The 6190-nt window shown below is 70.8% G+C and carries 6 protein-coding genes and 1 pseudogene; 6 read left to right on the plus strand and 1 reads right to left on the minus strand.

The features are described 5' to 3' along the window. A pseudogene (locus C1J01_RS51685) lies at positions 1-232 on the minus strand (hypothetical protein); the annotation flags it as partial. A gap of 464 nt (positions 233-696) precedes the next feature. Here C1J01_RS51685 and C1J01_RS45330 point away from each other — a divergent pair. Genes C1J01_RS45330 through C1J01_RS45355 form a run of 6 tightly spaced genes read left to right on the plus strand, consistent with a single transcriptional unit; the run spans position 697 to position 6053 of the window. Further along, a complete protein-coding gene (locus tag C1J01_RS45330; protein WP_111185192.1) occupies positions 697-2238 on the plus strand; it encodes an ATP-binding protein in 1542 nt (513 codons plus the stop codon). Positions 2239-2245: 7 nt separating this feature from the next. Then, entirely contained in the window at positions 2246-2701 is a 456-nt protein-coding gene (locus tag C1J01_RS45335) for a roadblock/LC7 domain-containing protein (RefSeq protein WP_111185193.1), read from the plus strand. Further along, the gene (locus C1J01_RS45340) at positions 2698-3048 is read left to right on the plus strand and encodes a DUF742 domain-containing protein (RefSeq protein ID WP_111185194.1); all 351 of its coding nucleotides are present in this window, start codon (positions 2698-2700) and stop codon (positions 3046-3048) included. Before C1J01_RS45335 ends, C1J01_RS45340 begins: the two co-directional genes overlap by 4 nt. Further along, positions 3029-3607: a GTP-binding protein gene (locus C1J01_RS45345; protein WP_220040442.1), complete on the plus strand. Its 579-nt coding sequence runs from the start codon at positions 3029-3031 to the stop codon at positions 3605-3607. Before C1J01_RS45340 ends, C1J01_RS45345 begins: the two co-directional genes overlap by 20 nt. Further along, positions 3604-4929 (plus strand): cytochrome P450 family protein, encoded by a 1326-nt coding sequence (locus tag C1J01_RS45350; RefSeq protein ID WP_181449323.1) that lies wholly within the window; start codon positions 3604-3606, stop codon positions 4927-4929. The genes C1J01_RS45345 and C1J01_RS45350 overlap by 4 nt, the downstream gene beginning before the upstream one ends. Next, a complete protein-coding gene (locus C1J01_RS45355) occupies positions 4833-6053 on the plus strand; it encodes a cytochrome P450 family protein (RefSeq protein WP_111185196.1) in 1221 nt (406 codons plus the stop codon). Before C1J01_RS45350 ends, C1J01_RS45355 begins: the two co-directional genes overlap by 97 nt. Positions 6054-6190 lie beyond the last annotated feature (137 nt).

The raw sequence follows: 6190 nt of genomic DNA on the forward strand, positions 1-6190 counted from the left end.
AAGAGACAGGTTCGGGGCCGTGGAGGGCGATCTTCGGGTCGGTCATCGCCTGCGTGCGGCACGGCTGGGGCGGCGCCGCGTCGATGACCGGCTCCGGCTCCCCCGCCGCCCGATCCGCCGTGCCGGCCGTGCGCGCAGCTCCGCCGCGAGCTGCGCCTGCGACGGGTGTCGCACGCCGTACGGATGCCGCGCCCGCCTCCGGCCTGCCCGAAGATGCGAAGTCCGCCTCCATGGTGGTGAAATCCCAGTTCAGGAGCGGTACGGCGGCTTGCCGTCCTGAGGAACCCCCGATGACACGCCCGGGGTGCCGGTCCGCGGAGGGACGGCTCCTCGGCGTGTGATCCCAGGTCAGGATGGGCATCACCGCGTCTTGATAGCGATCTTGACAGTCTGATGAGAAATGATGCCGAGCGCACTGGAGATCTTACTCACGGTTGACTAACGTGTCTCAACCGCAATACTGGATCTTCCGTTAGGCCGTCGTCCCAGTGAGACCGAGGATGCCAATGTTGCTTGGCCCCGCCATGCCTCCGGCAGAGCCGCACCACGCACGCAGCCGTGCCGGCCACGCGGGAGAGCGCGCGCCACGCCGACGCGGTCCCGCCCTGCCGCCCAGCAAGAGCGACACTCGCCGCTAGCACAGGCCCTTCGGCGGTCGACATTTCCCCCCGCCGGCACACCGACCCCAGGACTGTCATGCCGCCCGACTCCTTCAGCGTTCCGACAGTGATCGCCTTCGCCGTACTCGTTCTCGCCCTCGCGGGCGTCGTGATCCTCCACATGCGCGTACGCCGACACCTCGCCCAGGTCAGTGGGCAACTCGTTCAGGCCCGTCAGGCGCAGGAGCACCTGACACACGAGACCAGCGCCAGGAACCAGCGGCTGGTGCAGGCCGAACGCCAGGCCCAGGACGGCGCGAAGGCGCTCCTCGAGGCGCGCGCCCAGCAGGACCTCGTGCGCGCCGAGACCGAGCACCTGATCGCGAAGCGGATTCCCGCCCTGCTGTCCCACCTGCGCACCCCGCACGTGATCGTGCCCGGCGTGCAGAACCAGGCGCTCGCCGGCACGGACGTCGACAAGCAGCACCGCGCCATCCTGGACGCGTTCGCCCGCGGCGTGCGTGACGAAGGCGAACGCATCGACGAAGCGGCCCAGGCGGTGGTCAGGGGCGCGATGTCCCGTGTCCAGACCCAGGCGTTGCGCGCCCAGGACCTGCTCGCCGACCTGCAACAGCGCTACAGCGGCGACGAGCACACGGCGCTGTTGCGCGAGGTGCTGGGGCTCGACATGTACAACGAGCTGATCATCCGCCGCGCGCAGGTCACCGGCATCGCCTGCGGCGCCACCCCCGGCCTGTCGCGTGACGACACCTATCTGGTGGACCTGGTGATGGGCGCCATCTCCCGGGTGGAGAACTTCGAGCTGCGCATCGAGGGCCCGGCCAACCACCTGCGCCGCCGGATCGGAGTCGCCGCCCGCGCCGCGGAGTCCACCCTGTTCGTCACCGCCGAGCTGCTGGCCAACGCGGTCCACCACTCCCACGGCACGCTCAAGGTGACCATCGCCGTGCACGAGACCAACAACGGCGCCGCCATCGTCATCGACGACGCCGGTGTGGGCCTCAACGAGGACCTGTACGCCCGGGCGACCCAGTTCCTGAGCGGCGTCCACCCGGTCCGCCTGGTCGACCTGGGCAACCCGCCCCGCACCGGGTGGGCCGCCATCGGCCGCCAGGTGGCGCACTACGGCATGCAGGTCACGGCCAAGAAGAGCGCCTTCGGCGGCGTCCAGGCCGTGCTGAGCATTCCCACCGCCCTGCTGGTGGAGATGCCGGAGGACAGCCGGCCGTCGGTACTGGCGCCCGAACCGGTCCGCGCCACGGTGCCGACCGCCGCCACGGCCATCCGACCGCAGCCCGTGGCGGCCTCGCGACCGGACCCTGTGGCCTCCTCCGTACGTCCCGAGCCCACCGCGGCGTTCCGTCAGGAATCTCCGGCCGCACCCGAACCACGGCGGGACTCGGCCGAGGACCTGGCGCCGTTGCCGCAGCGCCGCCGCCAGCCGCCGCGTGCCGCGTCCGGTTCCAGGCGCACCGGGAGCTCCGACAGCGCGGCCGGCGAGGTGCTCACCAGCCCCGAGGAGGCGCGGAAGCGGTGGGGAGACTTCCAGGTCGGAGCCGAAGCGGGCCGCCGCGAGGCGCTGCCGCCCCAGCAGCATGACTTCACCGAAGGGAACTGACCACTCCATGGACACCCACAGCGCTTCCGGCCGTGTTCAGACCAAGGGCCGCCCGTTGGCCCTCGACGTGTCCTGGGTCCTCTCGCCTCTGCTGGCCCTGCCCGGCGTCGCCCGTGGTGTGGTGCTGAGCCGTGACGGACTCATCCTCGGTGGCTCGGCCGACCTGACCGCCGAAAGCGGCGAGCGCGCCGCCGCCATGACGAGTTCCGTGCTGGGGGCCGCCCGCGCCCTGTGCGACGGCCTCAGCAACGGCGCCGACGGCGAGGTGGTGGACATCGTCATCTCCGCCGGCAGCGGCTATTACTACATCGCCCCGGCCGGCGACCGCGCCGCCCTCGTGGTCGCGGCGACCGGAGCGGTGAACATCGGCTCGCTGGCCTACGAGGTGCAGCTCCAGGTGCAGAAGCTGATCAAGGCTCTCGACGAGGCGAGCGCGGCCAGGGTTCCGGGCGCCCGGGCATGACCTCCGGACGGCAGCGGCGGCGGGTCGTCCCGGACTACATGGCCGCCGCGAGGTTGACCGTGCCCGAGCACATCAGCGTCGAGCGCACGACCCTGGTCTACATCGCGCCCGACGCCCCCATCAACGGGCTGGACCCTCCGGGGTCGCATCTGCTGGCCATGCTGCAGGACGGGCCGCTGTCGGTGTACGAGTGCGCCGCGCACCTGGGCCTGCCGTACTGCGTGGTGCGGTTGCTGGTCGCCGGGCTGGTCGGCGGCGGGACGCTGCTGACCCGCGATCCGCCGGCCGCCGACCTGCCCGACATCGAGATCTTGGAGTTGGTGCTCAGTGGCCTCCGGGCTCTCTGACAGCCGTATCAGTACCGAACACATCCCGGTCAAGTTGGTCATCGCGGGGCCGTTCGGTGTAGGCAAGACGACCATCGTGGGCGCGCTCTCGGAGATCAAGCCCCTCAACACCGAGGAAGTGCTCACCCAGGCGGGCACGATGGTCGACGACCTCACCGGCGTGAACGAGAAGACGACCACGACCACCGCCATCGACTTCGGCCGTCTCACCCTGCCCGGCGTGGTGCTCTACCTGTTCGGGGCGCCGGGACAGACCCGGTTCCAGGTGCTGTGGAACGAGCTGGTCCGCGGCGCGCTGGGGGTGCTGGTGCTGGCCGACACCCGCCGCATCGACGACAGCTTCGCCGTCCTGGATCTGGTGGAGAACGCCGGCATCCGCTACGCGGTGGCCGTCAACCACTTCCCCGACTCGCCGGACTACCCGCCGGACGCCCTGCGCAAGGCGCTCGACCTGGACCCCCGCACGCCGCTGGTGATGTGCGACGCCCGAGACCCCGCCTCCGCCCGCGCCTCGCTGATCGCGCTGGTGGAGCACATCAGAGAACTGGTGCTGTCATGACCCTGCGCTATCTGCCCGACGCCGGGCGCCTGTACGGAGCCGAGTACGCGAGAGACCCGCAGGCGATCTACGCGGAGCTGCGCCGGCGGCACGGCGCGGTAGCGCCCGTGGAGATCGCTCCGGGCATCGAGGCCCACCTGGTGATCGGGTACCGGGCCGCCGTGGACGTGCTCACCAACGTCGGCGGCGTCTGGAGCAAGAACCCCAGCGCCTGGCAGTCCCGGCTCCCCGACACACCGGAGGCCGCGGGAGTGATCGCCATGCTCGGCCACCGCCCGAACGCGCTGTTCTCCGACGGGGCCGAGCACGCCCGCTACCGGAAGGCGATCTCCGACTGCTTCCAGCAGGTCCAGCCGCACAAGCTGCGCCAGATGGTGATCGAGGTGTCGGACTCGCTCATCAGCCGGTTCGCCGCGAAGGGCGAGGCCGACCTGGTCTCCGACTTCGCCCGGCTCATCCCGGCCCGCATCTTCAACCTGCTCTTCGGGCGGCCCGACTCCGACAGCGCCGGCCTGACCCAGGCCCTGTCGGACATGATGGAGGCCGACGGCGAGACGGGCGCGCGGGGCAGCGACGCGTTCAGCCGCTACATCGGCGAGCTGATCCAGGCGAAGTACGCCGAGCGCGGGGACGATCTGACCTCCTGGTTCATCGATCATCCTGCCGCGCTGCAGCCCGACGAGCTGGCGCAGACCATCGTGCTCGTGGTGGCCGCCAGTTACGAGCCCACGGCCAACCTGATCGCCAACACCGTCTCCCGGATGGTCAGCGACGACCGCTACTACAGCTCGCTCACCAACGGCGCGCTCAGCACGTACGACGCGCTGATGGAAGCGCTGCGTGCCGAGCCCGCCATGTCCAACTACGGCCCGTACTTCGTGCGTCAGCCCGTGCACTTCCACGGCACCTGGATCCAGCCGGCCGAGCTGGTCCTCGTCTCCTACTCCGCGGCCAACACCGAGCCCGCCATGGTGCCCGACGAGCTGCGCTCCGACGGCGGCGCGTACCTGGGCTTCGGCGCGGGGCCGCACCGCTGCCCGGCCAGCGATCCGGCGGTGCTCATCGCCATGACCGCGATCGAACGCCTGACCTCTCACCTGTGTGACCTCGAACTGACCGTGCCGCGCGAGGAGCTGCTGTGGCGGCCCGGTCCGTTCCATCGTGCGCTGGCTCACCTGCCGGTGCGATTCACCCCCATCCGTCCCGATCAGCCAGGAGATACCCCTTGGGCAGTACAGCCCCAGTCGTCCTTGACCCCTTCGGAGCCGATCTCACCGGCGAGGTCCGCCGGTTACGTGACCTCGGCCCCCTGGTCCTCGTAGAGCTCCCCGGCGGCATCCCGGCCTGGGCGGTCACCCGGCACGACCTGCTCAAGCAGCTCATCCTCGATCCGCTGGTGAGCAAGGACAAGCGCCACTGGCGGCTGCTGCCCCAGGTGGCCACCGAACCCGGCTGGGCCTGGATCATGACCTGGATCGGCGTGTCCAACATGCTCAGCGCCTATGGCGAGGAACACCGGCGGCTACGCAAGCTGATCTCCCCCAGCTTCACCGCGCGCCGTACGAAGGCGATGCAGCCCGTCGTGGACGGGCTCGTCTCCGAGCTGCTGGACGCCATGGCCGCGCTGCCGCCGGGCCAGGTCGTCGACCTGCGCAGCGCCTACGCCCATCCGCTGCCGATGCGGGTGATCTGTGAGCTGTTCGGTGTCCCCGCGCACATGCAGGCGGAGATGGCCCAACTGATGGAGGCCATCATGGACACGACCGCCACCCCCGAGCAGACGGCGGCCACGGCGGCCCAGATCGGCACCGTGCTGCCGGCACTGGTGGCCTACAAGCGCGAGCACCCGGGCGACGACCTGACCACGGAGCTGATCAACGTCCGTGACAGCGGCGACTCCCTCAGCGACGACGAGCTGCGCGACACCCTGCTGCTCCTCATCGCGGCCGGGCACGAGACCACCGTCAACCTGATCGGCAACGCCGTGCACGCCCTGCTCACCCATCCGGACCACCTCCGGCGCGTCCTGGCGGGCGAGATCTCCTGGGAAGCGCTGATCGAAGAGACGCTGCGCTGGGCACCGTCGATCGCCCACCTGCCGCTGCGGTTCGCCATCGAGCCGATCGAGATCGGCGGTGTACGGATCGAGGCGGGCGACGCGATCGTCGCCGGCTACCTCGCCGCCGGTCACGATCCCGACCAGCACGGCCCGGACGCCGACCGGTTCGACCCGACGAAGGAACGCGGGGAGCATCTGGCCTTCGGCATCGGCGTGCACCGCTGCATCGGGGCTCCGCTCGCCCGTCAGGAGGCGCTCACCGCCCTGCCCGCGCTGTTCGCCCGGTTCCCGGACCTCCGGCTGGCCGTCGAGGACACGGAGCCGGCGCACGTCCCGTCCTTCATCGCGCACGGCTGGAGCCCACTGCCGGTCGTCCTGCACCGCTGACGCACGGCTCCCTCCGTGGGAGCCGTGCTCGAAGGGGCGACCGGGGCGCCGGAACCACACCTGCCCTGCCCCTGGGCCAGCCGGCCCGCGAGGTGAGTGTGCCTGGTCAGGGGCGGGGTTGGTGGCCGTAGCGGAGG

The sequence above is a fragment of the Nonomuraea aridisoli genome, assembly GCF_003236395.1.
GTDB lineage: Bacteria > Actinomycetota > Actinomycetes > Streptosporangiales > Streptosporangiaceae > Nonomuraea > Nonomuraea aridisoli.

What these genes read in the sequence shown, in the direction of transcription:
- C1J01_RS45350 (WP_181449323.1), top strand. Translation starts at nt 3,604, where the DNA reads ATGACCCTGCGCTATCTGCCCGACGCCGGGCGCCTGTACGGAGCCGAG.
- C1J01_RS45335 (WP_111185193.1), top strand. Translation starts at nt 2,246, where the DNA reads ATGGACACCCACAGCGCTTCCGGCCGTGTTCAGACCAAGGGCCGCCCG.
- C1J01_RS45330 (WP_111185192.1), top strand. Translation starts at nt 697, where the DNA reads ATGCCGCCCGACTCCTTCAGCGTTCCGACAGTGATCGCCTTCGCCGTA.
- C1J01_RS45340 (WP_111185194.1), top strand. Translation starts at nt 2,698, where the DNA reads ATGACCTCCGGACGGCAGCGGCGGCGGGTCGTCCCGGACTACATGGCC.